This window comes from Rhodobacter sp. SGA-6-6, from assembly GCF_011043545.1.
Classification (GTDB): Bacteria; Pseudomonadota; Alphaproteobacteria; order Rhodobacterales; family Rhodobacteraceae; genus Pseudogemmobacter.
The window spans coordinates 230,606-256,066 of sequence record NZ_JAAKGP010000002.1; the positions used below are offsets into that span (position 1 = coordinate 230,606).

Here is a 25,461-nt window from a genome sequence, read left to right on the forward strand (position 1 = left end):
ATAAGGACCGTTCGCGTAGGGTGGGGTTTCACCCCACCGGCCCGCCCGCCTCCACCTCCCCCAAATCCGCCAGATACCTCACCAGCGGCTCCCTCAATCCCTGCGCCAGCAGCACCCTCCGCACCGCCGGGCGGGCGCCGAGGATGCAGAGCCGGCCGCCCTTGCGCTCCAGCTTGCGGGCCAGCACCTCGAAACTGCGGGCGCCGGAGCTGTCGATCATCGGCACATCGCCGAAGTCGATGACAAACCGGCGCGGGCGGTCGGCGATGCGGTCCAGCACGCCGCCCACCTGCGCCGCCGAGCCGAAGAAGAACGGGCCGTGCAGCCGGTAGAGGATCAGGTCGTCGCGCTGCACCGCGCCCTCGCCCTCGGGCGCCTCCAGCGCGGTGCCGTCCGACATCCGCTTGATGAAGACCAGCCCGGCCAGCGCGAAGCCGACCATGATCCCCTCGGTCAGGTCGCGGAACACCACCAGGAGGAAGGTGCTGACCACGATCAGCGCATCCCCGCGCGAGCCGCGGACCAGGGTCCACAGCTCCTCCTTCTCGATCATGCCCCAGCTGACCACCGCCAGCACCCCCGCCAGCGCGGCCAGCGGGATATAGCCGGCCAACGGCGCGGCGACGACCATCACCGCCAGCAGGAACAGCGCGTGCAGCATCCCCGAGACCGGCCCGCGGGAGCCGGCGCGCACGTTGGTCGCAGTGCGGGCGATGGTGCCGGTGACGCAGAAGCCGCCGAACAGGGCCGAGCCGATGTTGGCCACCCCCTGCCCCATCAGCTCGGCGTTCGACCGATGCCGCGCGCCGGACATGCCGTCGGCCACCACCGCCGAGAGCAGCGACTCGATGGCGCCGAGGAGGGCGAAGGAAAACGCCCAGGGCGCGGCCTCGGCCAAAGCCGCGCGCGACAGCGCCGGCAGGGCGGGCATCGGCGGCAGGTTCGGCAGGGCGCCGAAGCGGCTGGCGATGGTCTCGACCGGCAGGGCCAGCCCGGCGGCCACGACCGAGGTCAGCACCACTGCGATCAGCATCCCCGGCCAATGCGGCCGCCAGCGCCGCAAGCCGATGATCACCGCCACCGACAGCGCGGCAATGCCGAAGGCGGCCGGCGTCACCGTGCCCCGCGCCGCCCACAGCGCCTCCAGCTTGTGCAGGATCTCGGCCGGTTCCGCCCCGGGCAGGGTCAGGCCGAACAGTTCCTTGATCTGGCTGGAGAAGATGATGATGCCGATCCCGGCGGTGAAGCCCACCGTCACCGGATAGGGGATGAACTTGATGTAGGTCCCCAGCCGCAACGCCCCGGCGACGATCAGCATAAAGCCGGACAGGAAGGTGGCGAGGATCAGCCCCTCCACCCCGGTCTGCATCGTGCAGGCGGCGACCAGCACGATGAAGGCCCCCGCCGGCCCGCCGATCTGGAACCGGCTGCCGCCGAGGGCCGAGACCAGGAAGCCGCCGACGATGGCGGTGTAGAGCCCGCGCTCCGGCCCCACCCCGCTGGCGATGGCGATGGCCATCGACAAGGGCAGCGCCACGATGGCGACGGTCAGCCCGGCCAGCGCATCGGCCTTGAGGTCGGAAAGGCGGTATCCTTCCTGCCAGACCGTCACGATCTTGGGCAGAAAGTCGGTCAGGCCATTGTGGCCCCGCGCTCTGTCGGTCATCTTCGCGTCCAAGCCAAGGGAGTGCGCCAGTAATCGCCGGCCGGTCATGGTGCTTGAATGCCGCCAGATGACTCCCCAGCCACCCCGCTGTCAATCACCAACGGAAGAACTCATGTCCGCCGCCCCCCCCTCCCGCCGCGATCCCGTGGCAGATGCCGATGCCGAGGCCCGGGCCGAGGCGCTGTCGCTTCTGAACACCGGCCATGCCGCGCTGGCCTGGACCGATCCCGACACCGGAGCCCCCGGAATCAGCCGGATCGCCTTCGCGCGCGATCCCGAAGCCGGGCCGATGACGCTGGTCTCCGGCCTCGCGCCGCATACGCGGGCGCTGCGGCAAAACCCCGATTGCGCGCTGATGGTGGGCGAGGTCGGGCCGAAGGGCGACCCGATGACGCACCCCCGCCTGATGATCCGCGCAAGGGCGGAGTTCGTCCCCGCCGACGCGCCGGACCGCGCCGCCCTGCGCGCCCGCTGGCTGGAGCGGAACCCGAAGGCCACGGTCTACATCGACCTGCCGGACTTCTCCTTCGTGCGGCTGGTGCCGCAGTCTGGCCTGCTGAACGGCGGCTTCGCCCGCGCCTTCCGGCTGAGCGCCGAGGACCTGAAGGGCTGACCCCGCCGGGAATGCCGAAGGGGCGGCCCCGCAGGACCGCCCCTTGAACGCCTCGCCCGCCGCCGGCTCAGGCCGGCATGTCCATCCGGATCACCGCGGCGACCTTGCCCTTCACCGCCTCGCCCCAGCGCAGATGGGCCTGCACGCCCCCCGCCCCCTGCCCCGGCAGCGCATTCGGGAAGACGTAGCGCGCCGCATTGGCCGCGGTGGTGATCGCCCCTTCCGGCATCACGCTTTCCACCATGCGGATGCGCCCGCCGAAGGGGATGTAGCCCCCGGCATCCAGCACCCAGGTATCGGCGGCGGTGTTCTGGCTGTGGCTGACCACGATCGGGTTCTGGATCGTCTGCGCCACCTGGTTGTAGGTGTTCCCCTCCACCCGCACGTTGCGCGAACGGGTGAAATCCAGCCCGGCGAAGGAGGTGTCCACCATCTCCACCCGGTCCACCGTGGCGTTGAACACCCGGAAGGTGTTGTTCACCAGGCTGAACCCGTTCAGGAAATGACCCGATCCATAGGGCTTCACCACCAGCCAGCGGAAGGCGCTGCTCACGTCCGAGGCGATGAAGATGTTCCCCACCACGTTCAGCCCGCCGAAGGAGAACTCGTTGTTGAAGCCCGGCTCGGGGTCGTGCTCGTTGCCCCATTCGATGAAGCAGTTGTCGATGTAGTTGCCCGAGACCACGGTCGCCACGTTGGTCTGGGTGAAGACCAGCCCCGCCAGCCGCACCCCCGCCGGCGCGTCGTCGCCCTGGAAGAAGTGGTTGTTGCAGATCATGTGGCTGGTGCCGTTCATCACCGCGAAATGCTTGAAGCGCACGATGCGGTTGTTGCGGAACTTCACGTCGTTGGCCTGCACGTTCACCGCGATAGTGCTGCGGTTCTGCGCGTCCAGCGACTGTTCGTTCGACAGGAACTGGCAGTAGTCGATGAACATCCCCTGGCAGCCGGTCCCGGCCGAGGTGACACCGCGGTCCTTCGGCCGGTTGAAGGTGCAGCTGTCGAAGCGGAACACCGACCCCGCCATCGGCAGCAGCACGCCCGAGCAGAGGCCGAGGCTGTTGAACTCCACCTCCTGGATCTCGAACCGCGACAGCAGCGAGAAGCCGCTGAAATCCAGCAGGTATCTGAAGCGGGTGAAGGTATAGGTCCGCGTTCCCGCGGCGCCATAGAGCGGCTGCGACAGCTCGATCGTGCCGGCGCCGACGTTCTTCGACTTCACATAGACCTCGCGGCCGACCCCGGTGCCCTGCACCAGCGCGCCGACGGGGATGTTCGCCACATTGGCCACCCCGCTCAGCCGGGTGGAGCTGGTGATCGCATAGGTGCCGACCGAGGTCACGGTCTCGCTGGTCCAGGCGGTGGAGGTGACGGCGTTCAGCGATCCGTTGCGCAGCACCCGTCGGTTGGCGAAGGAGGTCAGCCCCGACAGCGCCGCCACGTCGATCGGCCCGTCCAGATCGACCCGCCGGCCCGACATGTCGAAGGTCACATGGTCGCTGAAGTAGAACAGCGCCTGCAGGGCCCGCCGGAACCCCTCCAGATCGCTGCCAAAGGCGCGGGAATAGGTCTCCAGGTCGAAGTTGCGGGTCAGCACCAGCCGGTTGCCGGCCGGCTGCACCACCGTGCCCTGGAAGCGGATCGGCGAATTGATGGTCAGGTTCCCCGGCAGATGGTAGCTGCCCGAGGAGACCAGGATCGTCCGCCCCGCCGCCGCCGCATCCGCCGCCAGGAAGGCCGCCACGTCGCTCGTGGTGCCGTCCCCCTTGGCGCCGTAGTCGCGCACGTCCACCATGTCCATCATGTCGCGCAGGAAGACGCCGGTGACATCCTCCACCACCAGGTCGTCGATCCGGACCGTGCCGCCGTTCGCCCCGGTCAGGTCCAGCCCGACATGGGCGAAGGCGGCCGAGGCGCCCCAGGCCATGGTCACCCCGGTGCGGGCGCCGGCCCCGACGATGGCTTCGACGGTGACCACCTCGCCGTATTGCGTCAGCGTCACCGCGGGCCCGGCCTGCACGATGCTGCCGCCGACATTGGTCTCGGCCAGCGTCCCCACCCAGGCGGCGATGCGGACCGAGGGCAGGTTGCCCGCCACCGCCTTCACCCGGGCCGAGATGCGCAGATACATGTCGGGGCGCAGCGGCGTCTGGGTGAAGCAGCGCAGCTTCTGGGTCGCGTTGGTCTTCTGCATCTCCAGGCAGCCGCCGAAGTCCTGGTCGTTGGTCACCAGCGCCGCATTGGCCGCGCCCTGCCAGGACGCATCGCCCGGGCGGCCGTTGTTGCTGGACCACAGGTTCAGCCCGGCCGCGAAAGCCGGCGGCATCAGAACCAGCCCTTCGGTAATCGCCTTGTTCATGTCGGTATCCCTTGCCTCTTCCCGGATCACGGGCGGCGGGAAACGGACAGACACCGCACCCCGCGCCTTGGGGCAAGGGAGGTATCAACAGGGGGTTAACCGCGCCTGTGGGGAGCGTTCGGGACAGGGCGGAGGGGCGCAACGGAGTGTCCTTCCGCAACTGTCATCCTGCGGAAGCGGGGACCCGGAAGGCCGCTTTCAGAGATGGGTCCCCGCTTTCGCGGATGACATGGATGCGGAAGCCGGAGAGTGGCGGGGTGAACCCCGCCCTACCCAGAACAATCGTCGGTATCGTAGGGCGGGGTTCACCCCGCCACCACCGGCCGCCCGGAAGTCTCAGCCCGAGACCAGCCCGCCCGCCAGCGCCTTCTCGATCAGCGCCACGGTCTCCTCGACGCCGTAAAGCGCGATGAAGCCGCCGAAGCGCGGACCGTCGCTGGCGCCCAGCAGAACCTCGTAAAGCGCCTTGAACCAGTCGCGCAGCGGCTCGAAGCCATGTTCCTTGCCGACCGCGAAGACCATCGACTGCAAGGCCTCGTCGTCGAGGCCCCCGTCCCAGGCCTTCAGCCGCGCCACCAGATCCTCCATCGCCGCCCGCTCGGTGTCGGAGGGCAGGCGGAACACCCGGGTCGGCGCGATCTTGTCGGCGAAGTATCGCACGGCATAGCCCGCCGCCGCGTCCAGGTCCGGATGCGTCTCGGGCGAGGCCTCCGGCGCATAGCGGCGGATGAAGCCCCACAGTCCCTTGGCGTCCTTGGCGCCGGCCACCGAAGCCAGGTTCAACAGCATCCCGAAGCTGACCACCATCTTCGACTCCGGCGGCTTGCCGTCGTGGATATGGAACACCGGGTTGCTGACCTGCTGTTCCACCGTCTGGTCCGGGAAGGCCTTCAGCTGCTGGTGATATTCGTCCACCGCCCGCGGGATCACGTCCCACCACAGCCGCTTGGCCGTCTTCGGCTTCTGATACATGAAGTAGGACAGGCTTTCCGAGGCCGCATAGGTCAGCCATTCGTCGATGGTCAGCCCGTTGCCCTTGGACTTGGAGATCTTCTGGCCGTGCTCGTCCAGGAACAGCTCGTAGGTGAAGTGGTTCGGCTTGCGGCCCCCCAGCACCTCGCAGATGCCGTCGTAGATCGGCGTGTTGGTGGAATGGTCCTTGCCATACATCTCGAAGTCCACGTCCAGCGCCGCCCAGCGGGCGCCGAAATCGGGCTTCCATTGCAGCTTCACATGGCCGCCGGTCACCGGCAGCGTCCATTCCCGCCCGTCCTCGTCGTCGAAGGTGATGGTGTGGTTCGCCTTGTCGACATGCTTCATCGGCACATAGAGCACCCGCCCCGTCTCGGGATGGATCGGCAGGAAGCAGGAATAGGTCTGCTGCCGCTCCTCGCGCAGCGAGGCCAGCATGATCTCCATGATCTGCTCATACCGCTCCGCCGCCAGCTTCAGCGTGTCGTCGAAGCGGCCGGACTTGTAGAAATCGGTCGCCGAGATGAACTCGTATTCGAAGCCGAAGGTGTCCAGGAACCGCCGCAGCATGGCGTTGTTGTGGGCGCCGAAGCTTTCGTATTCCCCGAACGGATCGGGGACCGAGGTCAGCGGCCGCTGAAGGTTGGCCTTCAGCATCTCCTGCTGCGGCACGTTCTCGGGCACCTTGCGCATCCCGTCCACGTCGTCCGAGAAGCAGATCAGCCGGGTCGGGATGTCGCAGATGATCTCGAAGGCCCGGCGGATCATCGTCGTCCGCGCCACCTCGCCGAAGGTGCCGATATGCGGCAGGCCCGACGGGCCGTAGCCGGTCTCGAACAGGGCATGGCCCTTCTTCGGGTCCTTGCCGCCGAAGCGTTTCAGCACCGCGCGGGCCTCTTCAAAGGGCCAGGCCTTCGAATTCATCGCCGCATCGCGCAGGGAAGTCATGCTTTCCACTCCTGAAACGCCCGGGACACCGCGCCGCGGACGCCCCGTCCTCTATTGCCGCCCGCCGCCGGGGTCAATAATCTCCGGCCCAACCGCAAAGGAGAGGCCCATGTCCGACACCGCCCCGATGTCCGCGCAGGATGCGCTTGTCGCCGTGATGGTGGCCTGCTCGGCCTCGGACCAGAACATGCGGACGGCGGAACTGGTGGCGATCCAGCGCATGGTCAACCACATGCCGATCTTCGCCGCCTACGACACCGACCGCATCCGCCGGGTCAGCCAGACCATCTTCGACCTGTTCGAGGAAGAGGACGGGCTCGACGCCCTGTTCGGCCTGATCCGCGAGGCGTTGCCCGAGCGGCTTTACGAGACCGCCTATGCGCTGGCCTGCGACGTGGTCACCTCGGACGGCCGCCACAGCCAAGTGGAACTGCGGATGCTGGAGGAAGTGCGCGAGGAACTCCACATCGACCGCCTGCACGCCGCCGCGATCGAATGGGGGGCAAGGGTAAGGCATATGCAGCCTTGATAGGGGCACACGCCACCCTCAGGCGTAAAGCCCCGCCCAGCGGTTGATCAGCTGCCCCTGCAGCCGCCGCGACCGCTTGGTCCAGCCGGACACCCCCTCCGGCCCCTCGCGCTGCGCCACCGGCACCGCATCGCGCCGCGCCGGGTCGCCGGTGAAGATGGCGAAGATCATCTCGCGGCCGCCCGGCGGCACGATATGCCCGGCCAGGCCCGAGACGAAGTTCAGCGTCCCCGACTTCGCCAGCACCTTCACCGGATGGCCCTTGATCTCCTTGCCCTCGGCGTCCTTCATGCCCACGTCGCGCAGGATCGGCTTCAGCCCCAGGCCGCCGCGATGCGCCGCCACCAGCGCCTTCGCCATGTCCGCCGCCGTCACCCGCGACGCCGCCCCGAGGCCGGAATGGTCGGCGAAGCTGGACGTCATCCCCAGCCGCTGCGCCGCCCAATCCGTCATCGCCCGGCCCGAGGCCGCCAGTTTCGCCGCATGGCTGGAGGTCAGCCCGCAGCATTCCGCGGTGATGTTGGTCGAGAACTTCAGCATGTCGCGCAGCACTTCGGTCAGCGGCTCGCTTTCTACCCGGCCGATCTCGGTGCCGCCGGGCATCCTCGCCACCACATCGCCCTTCGGCAGGTCGATCCCCTGCGCGCGGGCCAGCACCCGGAACACCTCGGCGACGTAAGCCGCCGGCTGGCGCACCGGCAGCCAGCGGCTGCCGCCCTTGCCGAGCGCGGCCGAGGCCACCGTCCAGTCCTCGCGCCCCGGCGACTGGTCGTAGGTGAAGAGCGGGCTCTCCCGCTTCACCACCCGCCCGGTGATGCCGGAGACCGCCGGCACGAAGCGTTCGCCCCGCGCGTCCAGGCCGACCTTCCAGTCGCCGCCGGCCTTCTTCCACTCGAAATAGACCCGGTTGAAGTTCAGGTTCAGCCCCGACAGCGCCGGGTCGTAGCCGACATGCACCGGCTGGTCGTCGGTGATCGTCCTCAGCCGCGGCAGCGCGCCGTCCCAGACCAGGAACCGCCCCGTCGCGCCCTTCAGCCCGCCCTTGGCCAGCCGCGCCACCAGGTCGCCCAGGTTGTCGGTCTGCAAGGTCGGGTCGCCGCCGCCCGCCAGCACCAGATCGCCCTGCACCACCCCGCCCTTCACCGGCCCGGTCGCCAGCACCCGGGTGACGAAGCGATGCCCCGGCCCCAGCTTCTCCAGCGCGTAAAGCGCGGTGATCGCCTTGGCGACCGAGGCGGGGGGCAGCTTGGCCTGCGGCTCATGCGCCTCCAGCACCGCGCCGGTCGCCGCATCGGCCACCACGAAGCCCACCGTGCCGCCCAGCTTCGCCGCCGCGATCAGCGCCTCGAACCCCGGCGCGGCCGAGCCGGAGGAGGCCGCGATCTTGCCCCGCGCCACCGGCCGCGGCGAGCGTTCCATCACCTCGGCCAGCGCGGGCGAGGCCAGCCCCGCCATCAGCCCCGCCAGAAAATACCGCCGGTCGATCAAATCGAGTCCCCCATGGATCAATGCAGCCCTTCTAGCGGATTCCCCGCCGCCTGCACCAGTCACGCCGGGGTGAGCGGTCAGCCCTTCCACCCGCCCTTCGCCCGGATCTCGGAAGACGAGGCGTCGTTCATCGGCACGTTGACGAAGACCCAGGCCGGCCCCTTCCGGCTGCCGAGGTTCTCGCCCCGTCCGACCCGGTGGCCGCGGAACACCTGCGCCGCCACCGACAGCCGCGCCGCAAGGCCCGAGCCCGGCCGCGCCAGCACCCCCACCGGCACCATCGCCATGATGTCGCGCCAGCGGTCCCAGCGGTGGAACTGCGCCAGGTTGTCCGCCCCCATCAGCCAGACGAAGCTGACGCCGGGATACATCCGCCGCAGCCGCCGGATGGTGTCGGCGGTGAAGCGCGTCCCCAGCCGCGCCTCGATGTCGGTCACCACCACCCGCGGGTCGCCCCCCAGCATCCGCTCCGCCTGCGCGATCCGCGCCGCCATCGGCGCCGGCTGCCGCGCCTTCAGCGGATTGCCCGGGCTGACCAGCCACCACACCCGGTCCAGCCCCATCCGCTTCAGCGCCTCGCGGGTGACATGCACATGCCCCTCATGCGCCGGATCGAAGGAGCCGCCCAGAAGGCCGATCACCATCCCCGGCCGCGCTTTCGGAAGTCCCGCCCGCATCGCCTTCCCTTCGTTGCCCTTCGCCCGCAATCCCGCTATCTGATCCCGGTCCGCCGGAAAAGGGAGTCCCGCCATGGCCAGCTACCAGTATGTCTACCACATGGACGGCGTGTCCAAGACCTATCCGGGCGGCAAGAAGGTGTTCGAGAACATCCGCCTGAACTTCCTGCCCGGGGTCAAGATCGGCGTCGTCGGCGTCAACGGCTCGGGCAAGTCCACGCTCCTGCGTGTCATGGCCGGGATCGACAAGGATTTCACCGGCGAAGCCTGGCACGCCAAGGGCGCCACCGTCGGCTACCTGCCGCAGGAGCCGCAGCTCGACCCGCAACTCAACGTGCGCGGCAACGTGATGGAGGGGGTGAAGGCCAAGCAGGCCAAGCTCGACCGCTACAACGAACTGGCGATGAACTACTCGGACGAGACCGCCGAGGAGATGGCCGCCCTGCAGGACCAGATCGACGCCGAGAACCTCTGGGACCTGGATTCGCAGGTGGACGTGGCGATGGAAGCCCTGCGCTGCCCGCCCGACGATGCCGACGTGGAAACCCTCTCGGGCGGCGAACGCCGCCGGGTCGCGCTGTGCAAGCTGCTCCTGGAAGCGCCGGACATGCTGCTGCTGGACGAACCGACCAACCACCTGGATGCCGAGACCATCGCCTGGCTGCAAAAGCACCTGATCGAATACAAGGGCACGATCCTGATCGTCACCCACGACCGCTATTTCCTCGACGACATCACCGGCTGGATTCTCGAGTTGGACCGCGGCCGCGGCATTCCCTACGAGGGCAACTATTCCGCCTGGCTGGAGCAGAAAGCCAAGCGGCTGGCGCAGGAAGCGCGCGAGGACCGGGCGACGCAGAAATCGCTGGAGCGCGAGCTGGAATGGATCCGCGCCGGCGCCAAGGCCCGTCAGGCCAAGTCCAAGGCCCGGATCGCGGCCTATGAGGAAAAGGCCAGCCAGTCCGAGCGCGAGAAGATCACCACCGCCCAGATCATCATCCCCAACGGCCCCCGCCTCGGCGGCAAGGTGATCGAGGTGGAGGGGCTGGCGAAGCATTTCGGCGACAAGCAACTGATCGAGGACCTGTCCTTCAGCCTGCCCCCCGGCGGCATCGTCGGCGTGATCGGCCCGAACGGCGCTGGCAAGTCCACCCTGTTCCGCATGATCACCGGGCAGGAGACACCCGACGCCGGCACCATCACCCTGGGCGACACGGTGAAGCTGGCCTATGTCGACCAGTCCCGCGACGCGCTGGATGCCAACAAGACGGTGTGGGAGGAAATCTCCGACGGGCTGGAGGTGCTGGAACTCGGCGACGCCACCATGAACTCCCGCGCCTATTGCGGGGCGTTCAACTTCAAGGGCGGCGACCAGCAGAAGAAGGTGGGTCTCCTGTCCGGCGGCGAACGCAACCGGGTGCACATGGCCAAGCTGCTGCGCCGCGGCGGCAACGTCCTGCTGCTCGACGAACCCACCAACGACCTGGACGTGGAAACCCTGCAAGCGCTGGAGGCGGCGCTGGAGGATTTCGCCGGCTGCGCGGTGATCATCAGCCACGACCGCTTCTTCCTCGACCGCCTCTGCACCCATATCCTGGCCTTCGAGGGCGACGCCCATGTCGAATGGTTCGAGGGCAACTTCGAGGCCTATGAGGAAGACAAGGTGCGCCGTCTCGGCCCGGATTCGATCGAGCCGAAGCGGGTGAAATACAAGAAGTTTTCGAGGTAGGGTGGGGTTCCACCCCACCGTTGCGGGATCGGTGGGGTGGAACCCCACCCTACCGCCAATGCACCGACGAATACGGCCAATCCTCCGGCCGAGCAACGAACCCGTGCTTCACCGGATTGATGTGGCAATACCAGACATGCGCCGCGAAATCGTCCTCGTCGCGGATGTGGTGTTCCCAGAACCGCCTCTGCCATATCCCGGCATCCCCCTTGGCGATCTTGCTCGGCGAGCGCGGTAGGGTGGGGTTCCACCCCACCGCCTCCTTCACCTCCCGCGTGAACCGCGCCTTGATCGCGCCCCATCGCGTCGAGAAGTCGCCGTCTCCTTCCGGCATTGCCCATACGCAATGCAGATGATCCGGCAACACGACCCACGCCGCGATCCCGAACGGCCGCTCCGCCCTTGTCGCCGCCACCGCCCGCCGCAGGGCCGCCACCTCGCGCATAAGCAGGTCGCCGCCCCGACGGCCAGGCAGACCGTGAAGAACACCCGCGCCCCTGTCCGTTTCGGCCTGATGTAGTTCGGCATTCCTCCAGCCTGCCACGACAAGGGTTAACCGCCCCTTTCGCGGAACCCCTCCCGCCCTCCCCGCGTTATTCCTCCGAACCCAATCGGAGGAGCATCCCATGAAAGGCGCACTCGCCTGGCTGATCGGCATCCCGATCCCGATCATCATCCTTCTCTACCTCTTCGACGTGTTCTGACACCCCGGGCCGCAGTCCTTGCGGCCCGGGCACCCCTTGCGGCGCGCGCATCCTGCAACCTTTCCGCGAGCGCGCCGCATTTCCGCCCCATTCCCGGGCTTTCCTGACCGCCTCGGAACAGGAGACCGCAATGGCCGCCATCCTCACCATCGCAGCAGGCACTCTGGGCCTTCTGGTGGCGCTGGTCTCCTTGCTTCTCGGCGGCTCCCTCCTCACCGCGCTGCTGCTCTGGACCTCGGTCGGCATCGCCGCCACGATCCTTGGCCTGATCTGGTCGCGGCTGCCCCAGTCCGCCCCCCTCCGCGCGTGATCTTGATTTTGGGGTGAAAAAGCCCCATAAAGCAGATTGCGACGTTATCTCTCGACCTGTCTCCGACCATCGGCACAGCCTCGACCACAGCTGACTGCGCCAGGCCGCCGCACTCCCGCGGGCGGCACCACGACAGGAGACATCACGATGGCCAAGGGCACCGTGAAATGGTTCAACGAAACCAAAGGCTATGGTTTCATCGCCCCGGAAGGCGGCAAGAAGGACGTGTTCGTCCACATCACCGCGCTGCAGCGCGCCGGCCTGACCAGCCTGAAGGACGGCCAGCCGGTCACCTTCGACATCGAATCGGGCCGTGACGGCCGCGAATCGGCGACCAACCTCTCGCTGGCCTGAGGCCGGGCGCGACGGAAAAAGCAAAGGGCGGGCCATAGCGGCCCGCCCTTTCGCATGTCGGAAACCTCAGGCCGCGCGCCACATCAGCCGGTCGCGCAGCGCATGTTCGAATCCCACCCGCAGCGACACCGCCGACAAGGGTGCCCTCAGGCAGACCGGGGCGTTGCGTTCCTGCGGGAAGACCTGGGCGGTATGCTCGGCGCTGACAAGGATCACCGGCACCCGGCTTTTCACCGCCGCCAGCGTCTTCGCCGCGCGGCTCCCGGCCTCGATCCCGCCAAGCCCGTCGCATTCCATCACGAACAGCCCGTAGCCCATCGGATCGTCGATCATCGCGGCCAGGGCGGCATAGACCTCGGTCTCGACCTCGACGATGCCGCCGAGCCCGGCGATGCGGTCCTGCAGCGGCGTCCGCTCGGCCGCGGACAGCAGAAGCACCCGCACGCCCCAGCCCACCGGCAAGGCCGCGGCGGTATCGAAATCATGGGTGACCTGCATGGCTGCCTCCTTCGCCCCTTTTCGGCATGTCGCCATCCTGCCCGACGCTTGAGTTGAAACTGTGGGCTTTTCCGGGAATTTTAAGGACAGGCCGCCACAATTCCGACGCTGTTGCCCGGGTCCGCGTTTCCGCGCAGACTGGCGGCGGAAACCGGCAGGAGAGTCCCGATGAAACACGCCAACCTCACCAACTGGGCCGAGCGGGTGGACCTCGCCGCCGCCTTCCGCTGGACCGTGCGCGAGAACATGCACGAGGCGGTGTCGAACCATTTCTCGCTGGCGGTGAACCCCGAGGGGACGCGCTTCCTGATCAACCCGAACGGGCGGCATTTCAGCCGGATCACCGCCTCGGGCCTCTTGGAGCTGGACGCCAACGACCCCGCGACGATGGACCGGCCGGATGCGCCGGACCCCACCGCCTGGGGGCTGCACGGGTCGATCCACCGCGCCTGCCCGCACGCCCGCTGCCTGATGCATGTGCATTCGATCCACGCCACGGTGCTGGCCGCGCTGGCCGATTCGAGGCTGCCGCCGATCGACCAGAACACCGCGATGTTCTTCGGCCGCTACGTGGTGGACGACCATTACGGCGGCATGGCCTTCGGCGACGAGGGCGCGCGCTGCGCCGAGATGCTGCAGGACCCGAAGATCGGCACCATGATCATGGGCAACCACGGCGTGCTGGTGATCGGCCGCACCGTGGCCGAGGCCTTCAACCGGCTCTATTACTTCGAGCGGGCGGCCGAGACCTATATCCGCGCGCTGCAGACCGGGAGGCCCTTGCGGGTGCTGTCGGACGAGGTGGCCGAGAAGACCGCGCGGGAATGGGAGGATTACCCCGGCTACGCCGAGAACCACCTGCGCGAGATCAAGGCAGTGCTGGACGCCGAGGCGCCGGACTACGCGTCCTGACCGCTCGTCGGGGACTTCGTCCCTCCTCGCCCGAGGAGGAGACGAAGTCCCCGACGAGGTTCAGGTGAAAAACGGCGTCGCCTTCATCGTCGGCGGCACCGCAACACCCATCCGCGCCAGGATCGAGGGCGCCAGCGCCAGCTGGTCCAGCACAACGTCCGGCGGCGGCAGTTGCGCCGCGCCGAAGTAGTAGAAGGCGAAGTCGCGCTGGTCCTCGCCGGTGCCGCCGTGGTGGCCGCGGGCGTCCTGGCCGTGGTCGGCGGTGACGATCACCTCGTATCCCGCCCTGCGCCAGCGGTGGATGAAGGGCGCAAGCTGGCCATCCATCACGAAGCAGGCGTGGTCCATCTCTTCGCAGTCGTGGTGGAAACGGTGGCCCATGCTGTCCAGCGTGCAGGTGTGGAGGATGCCGTAGTCGATGCCCTTCACCTCGGCCAGCCGGGTCAGGGTGCCGAACAGGTCGTGGTCGGCGGGCGTCATCTGGTTGGCGTGGCCATAGCCCTTCATGGTGTGGAACCGGCCATGGGTGATCGGCCCCTCCGGCTCGTCGTATTCGATGTCGCGCACCACGTCGAAGGGCGCGCGATTGAAGAATTCCGACCAGTAGGAATGGGTGACCGCCCCGGTCTTCTTCCCGGCGCGCGTCAGTTCGGAAAAGACATCGGGAAACTCCAGCCGCCGGATGTCGGCATTGTCCCAGATGCCGTGGACCTGCGGCGGCAGGCCGGTGTGGATCGAGGCATAGCAGCTGGCCGAGGTCGAGGGCAGGACCGAGCGCATCCGCCGCACCCGCGCCTCGCCCTGCTCGACCCAGCCTTCGAGGTTGCCGAAAAGGCGCCGCCAGTTCCGCCACGGCACGCCGTCGAGGATGATCAGCAGCAGCTTCATGTCCCGGGACCGCTCCCCCCAACACCGCGGAGTTTGCGCAAACTCCGCCCCGAAATCCGCGCGGATTTCGGCCCGATTTCTGCGCAGAAATCGGCGCGGGCCACCGGATCAGTTGCCCGCACTGGCCATCCTGCGATGCTCGATCACCCGCTCCAGCCAGCCCAGTTCCATCTCGGGGACCGAGGACAAGAGCAGGTCGGTGTAATCGTCATAGGGCGGCGCCAGCACGTCACTCTTCTGGCCGTAGCGCACCACCGCGCCCTTGAACATCACCGCAATCTTGTCGGAAATCGCCCGCACGGTCGCCAGGTCGTGGGTGATGAACAGATAGGCCACATGGCTTTCGGCCTGCAGGTTCAGCAGCAGCTTCAGGATGCCGTCCGCCACCAGCGGGTCCAGCGCCGAGGTCACCTCGTCGCAGATGATCAGCTTCGGCTTCGCCGCCAGCGCCCGGGCGATACAGACCCGCTGCTTCTGCCCGCCCGACAGCTCCGCCGGATAGCGCTGCGCGAAGCCCTTGCCCATCTCGATCTGGTCCAGCAGCTCCTGCACCCGCCGGTCGCGCTCGGCCCCCTTCAGGCCGAAGTAGAACTCCAGCGGCCGGCCGATGATGGTGCCGACGGTCTGCCGCGGGTTCATCGCGGTGTCGGCCATCTGATAGATCATCTGGATCTCGCGCAGGTCGTCCTTGCTGCGGCCCTTCACGTCGTTCGACAGCACCCGCCCGGCAAAGGTGATCCGCCCCGAGGTCGGCGGCAGAAGGCCGGTGATCGCCCGTGCCAGCGTCGACTTGCCCGATCCCGATTCGCCCACCACTGCCAGGGTCTGGCCGGCCGGCAGGTCGATGCTGACGTTCTTCAGCACGTCGAAATTGGTGCCGCGGTAGCGGGCGGTGACATTGGCGACCTGCAGCACCGGCGGCGCCGGGGTCTTCTCGGCATGTTCCAGCGACCGGACCGAGACCAGCGCCCGGGTATAATCCTCGCGCGGGGCGTTGATGATCTGGTCGGTGGTGCCCAGTTCCACCATCCGGCCGTGGCGCAGCACCATGATGTCGTCGGCCACCTGCGCCACCACCGCCAGGTCGTGGGTGATGTAGAGCGCAGCGACCTGCGTGTCGCGGATCGCCTCCTTGATCGCGGCCAGCACGTCGATCTGCGTGGTCACGTCCAGCGCGGTGGTCGGCTCGTCGAAGATCACCAGATCGGGCTTCGGGCACAAAGCCATCGCCGTCATCGCCCGCTGCAACTGCCCGCCGGAAACCTGGTGCGGATAGCGCTCGCCGAAAGTGTCCGGGTTGGGCAGGCCCAGCTTGCGGAACAGAGCGCGCGCCCGCGCCTCGGCCTCGGCCTTGCCCATGATGCCATGGGACAGCGAGGTCTCGATCACCTGCTCCATCAGCCGCTTGGCCGGGTTGAACGAGGCGGCGGCGGATTGCGAGACATAGGTCACTTCCTTGCCGCGCAGGGCGCGCAGCGCCTGCGGGCCCGCGGTGCGGATTTCCCGCCCGTTCAGCCGGATCGTGCCGCCGGTCAGCCGCACCCCGCCGCGGCCATAGGCCATGGCGGACAGGCCGATGGTGGACTTGCCGGCGCCGGATTCGCCGATCAGCCCCAGCACCCGGCCGCGCTGCAACTGCAGGTCGACGCCATGGACCAGCGTCACCTCCTTCGGCGGCTCGCCGGGCGGATAGGCGGTGGCCTCGATGACAAGGCCCTTGATGTCGAGAAGCAGGTCGTCAGCCACCGCGGCCCCCTTTCAGGCTGGAGGTGCGGGTCAGGATCCAGTCCGCGACCAGGTTGACGCTGATCGCCAGCGCGGCGATGGCCCCGGCAGGCAGCAGCGCCGCCGACTTGCCGTAGATCAGCCCGTCCTTGTTCTCCTTCACCATGCCGCCCCAGTCCGCCAGCGGCGGCTGCACCCCGAGGCCGAGGAAGGAAAGCGTGGAGATGAACAGCACCGCGAAGATGAAGCGCAGGCCGAACTCGGCCACCAGCGGCGACAGGGCATTGGGCAGGATCTCGCGGAAGATCACCCAGTTGCCCTTCTCGCCGCGCAGCTTCGCCGCCTCAACATAATCCATCACCGCGATATCGGCGGCGACGGCGCGCGACAGCCGGAAGACGCGGGTGGAATCCAGCACCCCCATCACCAGGATCAGCACGGTCAGGTTCAAGGGCAGCACCGACAGCAGCACCAGCGCCACGATCAGCGCCGGGATCGCCATCACCAGGTCGACAGCGCGCGACAAGAGCTGGTCCACCCACCCGCCCTTCACCGCGGCCAGGAAGCCGAGGAAGGACCCCAGCGAGAAGGCCAGCACCGAGGAGGCCAGCGCCACGAAGATGGTGATCTGCGCGCCGTAGATCAGCCGCGAAAGGATGTCGCGGCCGATGGTGTCGGTGCCCAGCCAGAAGCTGGCCGAGGGGCTTTCCCAGACCCCGCCGACCGGGGCGTCGATCGGATAGGGGGCGATGAAATGGGCGAAGACCGCGATGAACAGGAAGCCGCCGGTCAGCACCATCCCGACGAGGGCAGAGAAGGGTATCCTCATTTCGGGTGCCTCAGCCGCGGGTTGGCCAGGATGCCGATGATGTCGGCCGCCATATTTAGGAAGATGTAGACCGCGGCGAAGATCAGCCCCACCGCCTGCACCACCGGCAGGTCGCGCTTGGTCACATGGTCGACCAGATACTGTCCAAGGGCGTTGTAGCCGAAGACCACCTCGACCACGACCACGCCCACCACCAGATAGGCCAGGTTCAGCATCACCACGGCGACGACGGGCGCGATGGCATTGGGGAAGGCATGGCGCCAGATGATCGTCATCGGCGACAGGCCCTTCAGCTCGGCCGTCTCGACATAGGCCGACTGCATGACGTTCAGGATCGCCGCGCGGGTCATCCGCATCATATGCGCCAGCACCACCAGCACCAGCACGATCACCGGCAGCGCCACGGCGTGCAGCTTGGCCCAGAAGCCCATGCCGGGGAAGACCATGGCGACCGGCTGGAAGATGGGGAACAGCTGCGTCAGCAGGTAGATGACGAAATAGGCGGCGACGAATTCCGGCAGGCTGATCGTCGACAGCGTGATGCCCGAGATCACCTTGTCCGGCCATTTCCCGGCATAGCGCGCCGCGACCAGACCCAGGATGATCGCCAGCGGCACCGCGATGGCGGCGGCGCAGCCGGCAAGGAACAGCGTGTTGCCCAGCCGCTGGCCGATGGATTGCGCGATGTCGGCGCCGTTGGTCAGCGCCTTGCCCAGGTCGCCGGTCAGGATGCCGCCGAGCCAGGAGAAATAGCGGGTGAGCGGCGGCTGATCCAGCCCCAGCTTCGCCTCCAGGTTGGCCACAGCCTGCGGCGTGGCCGACTGGCCGAGGATCGCCTGCGCGGTGTTGCCCGGCAGCGCCTCGACCCCCAGGAAAATCACCGCCGAAACGGCGAAGAGCAGAAGGAGGCCCAGCGCGATGCGCTGGACCAGCAGTTTCAGGATCGGATGCACCGGCGGGGCCTCAGGCCAGCCAGCACTTCGACGGCGCGCGGTAGTTCATCATCTCGGCGTTGGGATCGTCCACCCAGCCGCCGAGCGCGTCGCTGACACCGGCGACGAATTCGTTGAACATCGGCAGGATCAGGCCGCCCTCGTCGCGGACGATATGGGCCATCTCGGAATACATGCCCTTGCGCTTGTCCTGGTCCAGCTCGGCCCGCGCCGCCATCAGCAGCTCGTCGAACTTGGCGTTCTTGAACTTGGTGTCGTTCCATTCCGCCGTGGACAGATAGGCGGTGGAATACATCTGGTCCTGCACCGGCCGGCCGCCCCAGTAGCTGGCGCAGAACGGCTCGACGTTCCAGACGTTGGTCCAGTAGCCGTCGTCCGGTTCCAGCTGCACCTGCAGCGGGATGCCGGCGGCCTGCGCCGAGGCCGCGAAGAGGTTGGCCGCATCCACCGCACCGGGGAAGGCGCCGGGCGCCGTGCGCATGATGATCGGGCTGCCGTCGTGGCCGGACTTGTCGTAATATTCCTTGGCCTTGGCCGCGTCGTATTCGCGCTGCTCGATGCTGTCGTCGAACAGCGGATAGGCCGCGTTGATCGGGAAGTCGTTGCCGACCGAGCCGAGCCCGCCGAGGATCTTGTCCACCATCTCCTGCCGCTTGATGCCGTATTTCAGCGCCATCCGCAGGTCGTTGTTGTCGAAGGGCGCCTTGTCCACATGCATGATGAAGACATAATGCCCGCGGCCCACCGCGCGGCGCACCTGCACCCCGGGCGCGCCCTTCAGCAGTTCCACGATCTTCGGGTCCACCCGGTTGATCATGTGGACCTGCCCCGCCTGCAGCGCGGCCGTCCGGGCGGTGTTGTCGTTGATCGACAGGATCTCGACCTCGTCGGCATGGCCGGTGTTGGGGTCGAAGTAGTTGGGGTTCTTCTTGTAGGCGTAGCGGACGCCCGGCTCGAAGGTTTCCAGGATATAGGGGCCGGCGCCGATCCCCGCGGTCGGGTTGTCGTAGCCGCCGCCGGGCTGGATGATCAGGTGGTAGTCGGTCAGCAGGTAGGGAAGGTCGGCGGAAGGCGCTTCCAGCGTCAGCTCCAGCTTGTCGCCCTCGGCCTTCATCTCGGCGATGCCCTTGACGATCCCCAGCGCGCCGGATTGCGCATTCTCGTCGGTGTGGCGTTTGTAGGTCGCCATCACGTCCTCGGCCGTCACCGTCTGGCCGTTGGAGAATTCCACGCCCTGGCGGATCTTGAAGGTCCAGACCTTGGAATCGGGCGAGGAGGACACTTCCTCGGCGATCCGCATCTCGACCGAGCCGTCGGGCATCATGTCGACCAGCTGCTCGCCCCATTGCGCGTTGCCGACCTGCGGCACGACCGAGGCGGCCAGCGCCGGGTCCAGCGTGTTGGTGCTTTCGCCGCCGGCGAGACCGGCGCGGATGACCCCGCCCTTCTTCGGCTCGGCGTGGGCGGCCTTGGTGTAAAGCGCGCCCGCAAGCGCTGCCGAGACGCCCAGCGCCGTGGTGCGGCCGACGAATTCACGCCGCGTCATGCGTCCGCGCCGCACGTCCTCGATCATGTGGTCCAGCCGCTGGCTTGCGTCAGACATGTCCGTTCTCCCTGTTGCAGTCCCGGCGTTTTCCGGGGGATTCTTTTGTTGACTCGGGAATCAATAAACCGCGAAGCCCGCCGCGGGGCAAACCTTTTCGCGCTCCCCGGTTACATTTCCTGCCGTGAAACCCCGCTTCCCCTCCGGGCCCGTCCGAAAAGCGGTGCGGCCCTTTCGCCCGGCACTTCGTTTCCTTGCATCGTTGCGTCCGTTCCGTGCTATCGGGCCTCCCGGGCGCGGCTAACCTGCGCCCCGCAGCGCCAAGACCGGAGCCCCCGATGACCCGCCCGAACATCCTGATCCTGATGGTGGACCAGCTGACCGGAACCCTGTTCCCCGATGGCCCGGCGGAGTTCCTGAAGGTGCCGAACCTGCGGAAACTGGCGGCACGCTCGGTCCGCTTCGCCAACAGCTACACCGGCTCGCCGCTCTGTGCGCCGGGGCGGGCCAGCTTCATGTCCGGCCAGCTGCCGCGGCGGACCCGGGTCTACGACAACGCGGCCGAGTTCACCTCGGACATCCCGACCTTCGCCCACCACCTGCGCCGGGCGGGCTATCAGACCTGCCTCTCGGGCAAGATGCATTTCGTCGGCCCCGACCAGCTGCACGGCTTCGAGCAGCGGCTGACGACCGACATCTACCCCGCGGATTTCGGCTGGACCCCGGACTACAGGAAACCGGGCGAGCGGATCGACTGGTGGTATCACAACATGGGCTCGGTCACCGGGGCGGGGGTGGCCGAGATCACCAACCAGCTGGAATACGACGACGACGTGGCCTTCCAGTCGGTGCAGAAGATCTACGACCTGTCGCGCGGGGCCGATCCCCGGCCCTGGTGCCTCTGCGCCAGTTTCACCCACCCGCACGACCCCTTCGTCGCCCGGCGCAAATACTGGGACCTCTACGAAGGCGCCCCCGAGCTGGAGCCGCCCGAGGCGCTGTCCTTCGAGCAGCAGGACCCGCATTCGCAGCGCCTGCTGGAGGCCTGCGACTGGCGCGGGCTGGACGTGCAGCCCGACCACATCCGCCGCTCGCGCCAGGGCTATTTCGCCAATATCTCCTATGTCGACGACAAGATCGGCGAGATCCTCGCCGCGCTGGAGGCGACCCGGCAGGAGGCGATCGTGGTCTTCGTCTCCGACCATGGCGAGATGCTGGGCCGGCGCGGCCTGTGGTTCAAGATGAACTTCTTCGAGGGCTCCGCCCGGGTGCCGCTGATGATCGCAGCGCCAGAGTCGATGGGGGGGCTGGAGCCGCGGCTGGTCGAGGACCCGGTCTCCACCATCGACCTGACGCCCACGCTCTGCGACCTGGCCGGGGTGTCGATGACGGAGGTGATGCCCTGGACCGACGGCGAGTCGCTGCTGCCGCTGGCGAAGGGCGGCATGCGGACGACGCCGGTGGCGATGGAATATGCCGCCGAAGGCTCGATCACGCCGCTGGTGGCGCTGCGGCAGGGGGCGTGGAAATACACCCGCTGCCTGGCCGACCCCGAGCAGCTGTTCGACCTGGCCAACGACCCGGAGGAGGAGACGAACCTCGCCGCCGACCCACGCGCCGCCGAGGTTCTGGCGCATTTCCGCGCGCTGGCCGATGCCCGCTGGGACCTTGCGGCCTATGACGCCGAGGTGCGGCAAAGCCAGGCCCGCCGCTGGGTGGTCTACGAGGCCTTGCGCAACGGCAGCTACTACCCCTGGGACTACCAGCCGCTGCGCGCCGCCTCGGAGCGCTACATGCGCAACCATATGGACCTGAACCTGCTGGAAGAGTCGAAACGCTTCCCGCGCGGGGAGTGAGGCATCCAGAGGCGCGGCTGCCGCCGCATTCCTTTTCGTTGCGGCTGATGGAGTCGCTTGGGGCTGCTGTCGGACTGATGGGGGCATTCTGCCCCCAACCCCCCTGAGGATATTTAAGTCCAGAAAGAGGACAAAGGCCCTCTCCTCTTTCTGGACAATAAATATCCCCGCCGGAGGCATCCGCGGCTTCAACCGGCACACCCTTGCAGAACCGTCCCGCGGCAGTGCCGCCGAGCGGGGGCTCGATGCCCCCCGAGGCGGCTCCCTCAGCGGGCGTCTTTCAGGAGGATCTCCCCCGCCTTCCAGCCGACCAAGATCGAGGGCGCGTTGGTGTTGCCGGCGATCAGGTTGGGGAAGCTGGAGGCATCGGCCACCCGCAGCCCCTCCACCCCATGCACCCTGAGCCGCGCGTCGATCACCGAGGCCGCCGGGTCCGGCCCCATCCTTGCGGTGCAGGAGGGATGGTAGACGGTCCCCGAGCGCTGGCGGAAGTCGTCGATCAGCGCCTCGTCGCTCTGCACCTGCGGGCCGGGGCGGAGTTCCTCTTCCACCCAGCGGGCGAAGCTGGGCTGCGCCGCGATCCGGCGCAGGAACTTCACCGCCAGCAGCATCTCCTCCACATCCTCCGCCGTCGAATAGGCGTTCGCCACGATCTCCGGATGCGCCAGCGGGTCGGGTGAGGCGATGCGGACATGCCCGCGCGAAGTCGGGCGGCAGTTCGACAGCCCCAGCGACAGGCCGGGGAAGGGATCAGGCGTCAAGAGCGGCCGCTCCCCCGCCCTCGGCAGCAGGGTCGAAAACGCCTGCATGTAGAGCTGCATGTTCGGCCGGTCGAGATCGGGCCTGGTGCGGAAGAAGCCGCCGCCGTGGTTGATCGACTTCGCCAGCGGTCCGCCGCCGAGGGCCAGATACCACATCCCCATCAGCGCCTTGCCGAACCAGGGCCGCAGGATGTTGTTGTAGGTCGGCACCTTCATCTTCCAGGTGTAGTTGATGCCGTGATGGTCGGTCAGATGCGCGCCGACATTGGCGTTCTCCACCGCCACCGGGATGCCCATCTCCTGCAGCAGCCCGCCCGGCCCGATGCCGGACAGTTGCAGCAGTTGCGGGGTGTTGATCGCGCCGCCCGACAGGATCACTTCCGCCCGCGCCCGCAGCAGGTGCCGCCGGCCGTCGCGCAGGTATTCCACCCCCACCGCCCGGTTGCCCTCCAGCAGCACCCGCGTCACCTGCGCGCCGGTGACCACGCTCAGGGTCTTCCGCCGCATCGCCGGCCGCAGGAAAGCCCGGGCGGCGGAGTTGCGGCGGCGGCCGCGGATCGTCATCTGGTAGGTCCCGGCGCCTTCCTGGCTTTCGCCGTTGAAATCGTCATTGTAGGGCAGCCCCGCCTCGCCGCAGGCGGTGATGTAATCCTCGACCAGCCAGTGCAGCCCCTTGCGGTTGCGGCTGATGTAAAGCGGCCCGCCCTTGCCGCGCCAGTCGTTGCCGCCGGCCTCGTTGTCCTCGATCTGCCGGTAGGCGGCCAGCACTTCGTCCCAGCCCCAGCCCGGGTTTTCCGCGCCCCATTCGTCGTAATCGGCGCGGTGGCCGCGGATCCAGACCATGGCGTTGATCGAGGACGACCCGCCGAGGATGCGCCCGCGCGGGATATGGTCGCGCTGGCCGTTCAGCCCGGGGTCCGGCTCGGCGCTATACATCCAGTTCACCGCCGGGTTGTAGAACAGCTTGCCGTATCCCAGCGGCATCTGCACGAAGAACCGCCGATCCGAACCGCCCGCCTCCAGCACCGTCACCCGGTGCCTGCCGTTCTCGCTCAGCCGGTAGGCCAGCGCGCAGCCGGCCGACCCGGCGCCGACGATGATGTAATCGGTTTCTTCCATGCGGCTCTCCGGCGGCCCTTCCCGGGAACTCCCCCCGGCTGGCCGAGTTGGGGAGAGGGGAGGCCGGACCCGTGGTAATCCGGCCCGGGGCGGCAGCCTCGACCAAGGGCGACAGCGGATGTCGCAAACAGGGAAGGAATACCCGGCTTGACGCAATGGGGCGAATACGATGCAGCCTTGTCCGGCGGGAACGGACAGGAGCTTGCAATGGACGGGGCCTTCATCCTGGGGACGGCGCGCTGCGGCTCGACGCTGGTCTCGGACATCCTGAACCAGCATCCCGACATCCTCAGCCTGTCCGAGGTGTTCAGCACCGCCGCCTCGCATGCGCTGCTGCCCGGGAAGATGAATGCGGCGCGGTTCTGGCGCGGGCTGGCGGAGCCGAACCCGACCGGGATGCTGATCGGCAACCCGGACGAGGCACCGAAGGAATTCCTCTACGGCCGGGTCGAGAACCCCCGTCACGACCCCTGGCGCTGCCCGCCGCTGCTGGCGGTCGCCCTGCCGCACCTGACCGACCGGCCGGACGACCTGTTCGACTGGCTGGGCGAGCAGGTGCTGCGCCAGCCGGAGCAAAGCTCGGCCGCACATTACCACGACGCCTTCGCCGCGCTGGCCCGCCGGATGGGGCGGACCTCCTGGGTGGAACGCTCGGGCGGATCGATGACCGCCACCCGGACGCTGGCGCGGCTGTTCCCGCGGGCGCGCTTCGTGCTCTTGACGCGGGACGGACCGGACACCGCGCTGTCGATGCGCGACTATCCCGCCACCCGCTACGCGATCCACATGGAGCACCGGCTGCGCCGCCTGGGGCTGGACCTGCTGCACCCCGACCGCCACTACGGCCGTGCCCGGTTCTGGCCCTGGCTGGAACGGCTGGGGTCGCTGGTGCCGCAGCAGCCGCTGCTGGACCGCCAGCCCGACGTGGCGATGGCCGGCGGCTTCTGGGCGCGGATGATCCGGCAGGGGGTGGAGGAGTTCCTCCACCTGCCCGAGGGGCGGCGGATGTATCTCAGCTACGAGGCGCTGGTGCGGGAACCGGAGGCGCAGATCGCCCGGCTGGGCCGCTTCCTGACCGGCAGCGCGCCGGAGGGCTGGGTGGCCAAGGCCGCCCGCCTGCCGCAGCCGCGCCCGTCACGCGCCGCCGCCCTGCCGGAGGCCGAGCGGCAGCGGCTGGAGGCGGCCTGCGCACCGGGCACCCGGGCGCTGGCCGCCTTGCAGCGCGATCACCTGCCCTTCCAGACCGGGTCGCGCTTCTCGGCGAAGGCGCGGGCACCTTCCAGCTGGTCCTCGGAGGAATAGAGCCGGTCCACCGTCGGCATCTGCCGCTTGGTCACCCGGTTCAGCGCGTCCTGGAAGCGCATGTTCTCGGCCTCGCGCACCACCTCCTTGATCGCGGCATAGACCAGCGGGGGCCCCGATTCCAGCAGCCGCGCCAGATCCCAGGCCTTGGCAAGCAGCTGATCCGGCTGGCAGATTTCCTTGATCAGGCCCCAGCGGAAGGCCTCCTCGGCGTCGAACCAGCGGCCCGTCAGCAGCAGGTCCATCGCCACGTGATAGGGAATGCGCTTCGGCAGCTTGATGCTGGCCGCATCGGCCACGGTGCCCGAACGGATTTCCGGCAGGGCGAAGGTGGCGGTGGTGGAACACAGGATGATGTCGCCCGACAGCGCCAGTTCCAGCCCGCCGCCGCAGCAGATGCCCTGCACCGCCATGATCACCGGCTTGTTCAGGTTGGGCAGTTCCTGCAACCCACCGAAGCCGCCGACGCCGTAGTCGCCGTCGACCGCATCGCCATCGGCCGCGGCCTTCAGGTCCCAGCCGGGGCAGAAGAACTTCTCGCCTTCGGAGCGGACGATGCAGACCCGCAGCGAGTCGTCGTCGCGGAAGTCGCGGAACACCACTCCCATCACCCGGCTGGTCTTCAGGTCGATGGCATTGGCCTTGGGCCTGTCGAGGGTGACTTCGAGGATGGCGCCCTCGCGCCGCGTCTTCACCGGACCTTCGGTTCGCATTTCCATGGGCATG

The 25,461-nt window shown here is 68.1% G+C and carries 22 protein-coding genes; 8 read left to right on the top strand and 14 right to left on the bottom strand.

Annotated elements, in window-relative coordinates:
• Nucleotides 1-28: 28 nt before the first annotated feature.
• A complete protein-coding gene (locus G5B31_RS04400) occupies nucleotides 29-1,666 on the bottom strand; it encodes a SulP family inorganic anion transporter (protein WP_165014180.1) in 1,638 nt (545 codons plus the stop codon).
• A 112-nt stretch (nucleotides 1,667-1,778) separates the two neighbouring features.
• Between G5B31_RS04400 and G5B31_RS04405 the strand changes: the two genes are divergently transcribed.
• Nucleotides 1,779-2,279, top strand: a complete 501-nt coding sequence (locus G5B31_RS04405) for a HugZ family protein (protein WP_165014182.1) — start codon at nucleotides 1,779-1,781, stop codon at nucleotides 2,277-2,279.
• A gap of 67 nt (nucleotides 2,280-2,346) precedes the next feature.
• On the opposite strand, the gene G5B31_RS04410 is transcribed toward G5B31_RS04405, so the two are convergent.
• Nucleotides 2,347-4,638, bottom strand: a complete 2,292-nt coding sequence (locus G5B31_RS04410; protein ID WP_165014184.1) for a right-handed parallel beta-helix repeat-containing protein — start codon at nucleotides 4,636-4,638, stop codon at nucleotides 2,347-2,349.
• Nucleotides 4,639-4,974: 336 nt separating this feature from the next.
• Nucleotides 4,975-6,558, bottom strand: a complete 1,584-nt coding sequence (locus tag G5B31_RS04415) for a lysine--tRNA ligase (RefSeq protein ID WP_165014186.1) — start codon at nucleotides 6,556-6,558, stop codon at nucleotides 4,975-4,977.
• A gap of 109 nt (nucleotides 6,559-6,667) precedes the next feature.
• Between G5B31_RS04415 and G5B31_RS04420 the strand changes: the two genes are divergently transcribed.
• Nucleotides 6,668-7,087, top strand: coding sequence for a tellurite resistance TerB family protein (locus tag G5B31_RS04420; protein WP_165014188.1), 420 nt, complete (start codon nucleotides 6,668-6,670; stop codon nucleotides 7,085-7,087).
• Nucleotides 7,088-7,105: 18 nt separating this feature from the next.
• Here G5B31_RS04420 and dacB read toward each other — a convergent pair whose 3' ends face one another.
• Both dacB and G5B31_RS04430 read right to left on the bottom strand, forming a co-directional pair.
• Nucleotides 7,106-8,542 (bottom strand): D-alanyl-D-alanine carboxypeptidase/D-alanyl-D-alanine-endopeptidase, encoded by a 1,437-nt coding sequence (gene dacB, locus G5B31_RS04425; protein ID WP_165014812.1) that lies wholly within the window; start codon nucleotides 8,540-8,542, stop codon nucleotides 7,106-7,108.
• A gap of 110 nt (nucleotides 8,543-8,652) precedes the next feature.
• A complete protein-coding gene (locus G5B31_RS04430; protein WP_165014190.1) occupies nucleotides 8,653-9,252 on the bottom strand; it encodes a nicotinate-nucleotide adenylyltransferase in 600 nt (199 codons plus the stop codon).
• 73 nt (nucleotides 9,253-9,325) lie between these two features.
• Here G5B31_RS04430 and ettA point away from each other — a divergent pair, with 73 nt between their 5' ends.
• Nucleotides 9,326-10,981 carry an energy-dependent translational throttle protein EttA gene (ettA, locus tag G5B31_RS04435; RefSeq protein WP_165014192.1) on the top strand — a complete coding sequence of 552 codons (1,656 nt, stop codon included), beginning with the start codon at nucleotides 9,326-9,328 and terminating at the stop codon, nucleotides 10,979-10,981.
• Nucleotides 10,982-11,030: 49 nt separating this feature from the next.
• Here the strand turns inward: ettA and G5B31_RS04440 are convergent, their stop codons facing one another.
• Complete coding sequence (locus G5B31_RS04440; protein WP_240904283.1) at nucleotides 11,031-11,426, bottom strand: transposase; 396 nt, start codon at nucleotides 11,424-11,426, stop codon at nucleotides 11,031-11,033.
• A gap of 389 nt (nucleotides 11,427-11,815) precedes the next feature.
• Between G5B31_RS04440 and G5B31_RS04445 the strand changes: the two genes are divergently transcribed.
• Both G5B31_RS04445 and G5B31_RS04450 read left to right on the top strand, forming a co-directional pair.
• Entirely contained in the window at nucleotides 11,816-11,995 is a 180-nt protein-coding gene (locus G5B31_RS04445) for a hypothetical protein (RefSeq protein ID WP_165014194.1), read from the top strand.
• A 147-nt stretch (nucleotides 11,996-12,142) separates the two neighbouring features.
• Entirely contained in the window at nucleotides 12,143-12,349 is a 207-nt protein-coding gene (locus G5B31_RS04450) for a cold-shock protein (protein WP_165014196.1), read from the top strand.
• A gap of 66 nt (nucleotides 12,350-12,415) precedes the next feature.
• Here G5B31_RS04450 and G5B31_RS04455 read toward each other — a convergent pair whose 3' ends face one another.
• Complete coding sequence (locus G5B31_RS04455) at nucleotides 12,416-12,847, bottom strand: hypothetical protein (RefSeq protein ID WP_165014198.1); 432 nt, start codon at nucleotides 12,845-12,847, stop codon at nucleotides 12,416-12,418.
• Nucleotides 12,848-13,015: 168 nt separating this feature from the next.
• Here G5B31_RS04455 and G5B31_RS04460 point away from each other — a divergent pair, with 168 nt between their 5' ends.
• On the top strand, nucleotides 13,016-13,759 hold the full coding sequence (locus G5B31_RS04460) for a class II aldolase and adducin N-terminal domain-containing protein (protein ID WP_165014199.1): 744 nt from the start codon (nucleotides 13,016-13,018) through the stop codon (nucleotides 13,757-13,759).
• 60 nt (nucleotides 13,760-13,819) lie between these two features.
• On the opposite strand, the gene G5B31_RS04465 is transcribed toward G5B31_RS04460, so the two are convergent.
• The 5 genes from G5B31_RS04465 to G5B31_RS04485 all read right to left on the bottom strand — a co-directional run bounded on the left by G5B31_RS04465 (nucleotide 13,820) and on the right by G5B31_RS04485 (nucleotide 19,757).
• A complete protein-coding gene (locus G5B31_RS04465) occupies nucleotides 13,820-14,647 on the bottom strand; it encodes an alkaline phosphatase family protein (protein WP_165014201.1) in 828 nt (275 codons plus the stop codon).
• Nucleotides 14,648-14,755: 108 nt separating this feature from the next.
• The gene (locus G5B31_RS04470) at nucleotides 14,756-16,393 is read right to left on the bottom strand and encodes an ABC transporter ATP-binding protein (protein ID WP_165014203.1); all 1,638 of its coding nucleotides are present in this window, start codon (nucleotides 16,391-16,393) and stop codon (nucleotides 14,756-14,758) included.
• On the bottom strand, nucleotides 16,386-17,201 hold the full coding sequence (locus G5B31_RS04475; RefSeq protein ID WP_165014204.1) for an ABC transporter permease: 816 nt from the start codon (nucleotides 17,199-17,201) through the stop codon (nucleotides 16,386-16,388). Before G5B31_RS04475 ends, G5B31_RS04470 begins: the two co-directional genes overlap by 8 nt.
• Nucleotides 17,198-18,154: an ABC transporter permease gene (locus tag G5B31_RS04480; protein ID WP_165014205.1), complete on the bottom strand. Its 957-nt coding sequence runs from the start codon at nucleotides 18,152-18,154 to the stop codon at nucleotides 17,198-17,200. The genes G5B31_RS04475 and G5B31_RS04480 overlap by 4 nt, the downstream gene beginning before the upstream one ends.
• Before the next feature lie 10 nt (nucleotides 18,155-18,164).
• The gene (locus G5B31_RS04485) at nucleotides 18,165-19,757 is read right to left on the bottom strand and encodes an ABC transporter substrate-binding protein (protein WP_165014206.1); all 1,593 of its coding nucleotides are present in this window, start codon (nucleotides 19,755-19,757) and stop codon (nucleotides 18,165-18,167) included.
• 278 nt (nucleotides 19,758-20,035) lie between these two features.
• On the opposite strand from G5B31_RS04485, the gene betC reads away from it, so the two are divergent.
• Complete coding sequence (betC, locus tag G5B31_RS04490; protein ID WP_165014207.1) at nucleotides 20,036-21,553, top strand: choline-sulfatase; 1,518 nt, start codon at nucleotides 20,036-20,038, stop codon at nucleotides 21,551-21,553.
• Nucleotides 21,554-21,819: 266 nt separating this feature from the next.
• Here betC and G5B31_RS04495 read toward each other — a convergent pair whose 3' ends face one another.
• Nucleotides 21,820-23,433 (bottom strand): GMC family oxidoreductase, encoded by a 1,614-nt coding sequence (locus G5B31_RS04495; protein ID WP_165014208.1) that lies wholly within the window; start codon nucleotides 23,431-23,433, stop codon nucleotides 21,820-21,822.
• Between the two features lie 207 nt (nucleotides 23,434-23,640).
• Between G5B31_RS04495 and G5B31_RS04500 the strand changes: the two genes are divergently transcribed.
• Nucleotides 23,641-24,735, top strand: a complete 1,095-nt coding sequence (locus G5B31_RS04500; RefSeq protein WP_165014209.1) for a sulfotransferase — start codon at nucleotides 23,641-23,643, stop codon at nucleotides 24,733-24,735.
• On the opposite strand, the gene G5B31_RS04505 is transcribed toward G5B31_RS04500, so the two are convergent.
• Entirely contained in the window at nucleotides 24,660-25,460 is an 801-nt protein-coding gene (locus G5B31_RS04505; protein WP_240904285.1) for a carnitinyl-CoA dehydratase, read from the bottom strand. The genes G5B31_RS04500 and G5B31_RS04505 overlap by 76 nt on opposite strands.
• Between the last annotated feature and the right edge of the window lies 1 nt (nucleotide 25,461).

Bases quoted from the DNA above. Each gene is read 5' to 3' on its own strand.
- G5B31_RS04430 (WP_165014190.1), bottom strand. From the start codon at position 9,252: ATGCGGGCGGGACTTCCGAAAGCGCGGCCGGGGATGGTGATCGGCCTT.
- G5B31_RS04450 (WP_165014196.1), top strand. From the start codon at position 12,143: ATGGCCAAGGGCACCGTGAAATGGTTCAACGAAACCAAAGGCTATGGT.
- G5B31_RS04415 (WP_165014186.1), bottom strand. From the start codon at position 6,558: ATGACTTCCCTGCGCGATGCGGCGATGAATTCGAAGGCCTGGCCCTTT.
- G5B31_RS04440 (WP_240904283.1), bottom strand. From the start codon at position 11,426: ATGCGCGAGGTGGCGGCCCTGCGGCGGGCGGTGGCGGCGACAAGGGCG.
- G5B31_RS04500 (WP_165014209.1), top strand. From the start codon at position 23,641: ATGGACGGGGCCTTCATCCTGGGGACGGCGCGCTGCGGCTCGACGCTG.
- dacB (WP_165014812.1), bottom strand. From the start codon at position 8,542: ATGGCGGGGCTGGCCTCGCCCGCGCTGGCCGAGGTGATGGAACGCTCG.
- G5B31_RS04460 (WP_165014199.1), top strand. From the start codon at position 13,016: ATGAAACACGCCAACCTCACCAACTGGGCCGAGCGGGTGGACCTCGCC.
- G5B31_RS04475 (WP_165014204.1), bottom strand. From the start codon at position 17,201: ATGAGGATACCCTTCTCTGCCCTCGTCGGGATGGTGCTGACCGGCGGC.
- G5B31_RS04455 (WP_165014198.1), bottom strand. From the start codon at position 12,847: ATGCAGGTCACCCATGATTTCGATACCGCCGCGGCCTTGCCGGTGGGC.
- G5B31_RS04420 (WP_165014188.1), top strand. From the start codon at position 6,668: ATGTCCGACACCGCCCCGATGTCCGCGCAGGATGCGCTTGTCGCCGTG.
- G5B31_RS04485 (WP_165014206.1), bottom strand. From the start codon at position 19,757: ATGTCTGACGCAAGCCAGCGGCTGGACCACATGATCGAGGACGTGCGG.
- G5B31_RS04445 (WP_165014194.1), top strand. From the start codon at position 11,816: ATGGCCGCCATCCTCACCATCGCAGCAGGCACTCTGGGCCTTCTGGTG.
- betC (WP_165014207.1), top strand. From the start codon at position 20,036: ATGACCCGCCCGAACATCCTGATCCTGATGGTGGACCAGCTGACCGGA.
- G5B31_RS04495 (WP_165014208.1), bottom strand. From the start codon at position 23,433: ATGGAAGAAACCGATTACATCATCGTCGGCGCCGGGTCGGCCGGCTGC.
- G5B31_RS04410 (WP_165014184.1), bottom strand. From the start codon at position 4,638: ATGAACAAGGCGATTACCGAAGGGCTGGTTCTGATGCCGCCGGCTTTC.
- G5B31_RS04400 (WP_165014180.1), bottom strand. From the start codon at position 1,666: ATGACCGACAGAGCGCGGGGCCACAATGGCCTGACCGACTTTCTGCCC.
- G5B31_RS04405 (WP_165014182.1), top strand. From the start codon at position 1,779: ATGTCCGCCGCCCCCCCCTCCCGCCGCGATCCCGTGGCAGATGCCGAT.
- G5B31_RS04465 (WP_165014201.1), bottom strand. From the start codon at position 14,647: ATGAAGCTGCTGCTGATCATCCTCGACGGCGTGCCGTGGCGGAACTGG.
- ettA (WP_165014192.1), top strand. From the start codon at position 9,326: ATGGCCAGCTACCAGTATGTCTACCACATGGACGGCGTGTCCAAGACC.
- G5B31_RS04505 (WP_240904285.1), bottom strand. From the start codon at position 25,460: ATGCCCATGGAAATGCGAACCGAAGGTCCGGTGAAGACGCGGCGCGAG.